The following is a 795-nucleotide window of genomic DNA, read 5'->3' on the forward strand; positions in this document are numbered from 1 at the left end:
TGACCTGGAAACCCCGATTAGATGGGGTGGGCGCCCCCTCTCGACGGCGAAGTCGTGCTGAGATTGGCACCTGACGCTCACCGGAAGGAGGTTCTCATGGCAACGACCCGGGTCATCGGACTGGATCTGGCAAAGCATGTCTTTCAGGCTCACGGGGCGGACGACGCCGGACATGTCACGTTCCGGCAGCGGCTCCGCCGCGACAAGGTACTGGAGTTCTTCGCGGCCCAGCCCCCGTGCCTCGTTGCGATGGAGGCCTGTGGCGGAGCCCATTACTGGGGCCGTGAGATCAGCAGGCTGGGGCATGATGTCCGGCTCATCCCTGCGTCATACGTGAAGCCCTTCGTCAAGCGTCAGAAGAACGACGCGGCCGATGCCGAGGCGATCTGCGAGGCAGCCTTGCGACCAACGATGCGGTTTGTCACCATCAAGAGCGAGCAGCAGCAGGCCAGCGCGGTGGTATTCCGGGCGCGTGACCTGCTGGTCCGGCAGCGTACGCAGATCATCAATTCCCTCCGTGGCCACCTTGCTGAGTACGGGCGGGTGGTTGCGCAGGGACCGGGGCACGTCACGAAGCTGATCGCGCAGGTCGAGGACCCCGCGAGCGGCCTGCCTCCGGCTGCCAGCCTGGCGCTGGGACTGCTGATAGGAATGCTGCGGACCCTCGACGAGCAGATCGCCCGGATGGATACCGAGATCGCCCGTCGTGCCAGGGAGGACGAGGTAGCACGGCGTCTGACGACCATCCCCGGCATCGGGCCGGTTACCGCAACGGCGATGGCCGCGTTGGCACCA

General features: G+C 65.8%; 1 protein-coding gene. It reads left to right on the forward strand.

The features are described 5' to 3' along the window. Window positions 1–96 precede the first annotated feature (96 nt). On the forward strand, window positions 97–795 hold a 699-nt coding region (locus EBE87_RS28480; protein ID WP_122140320.1), incomplete at its 3' end, for an IS110 family RNA-guided transposase.

This window comes from Teichococcus wenyumeiae (genome assembly GCF_003696345.1).
In the GTDB taxonomy this organism is placed as follows: domain Bacteria; phylum Pseudomonadota; class Alphaproteobacteria; order Acetobacterales; family Acetobacteraceae; genus Pseudoroseomonas; species Pseudoroseomonas wenyumeiae.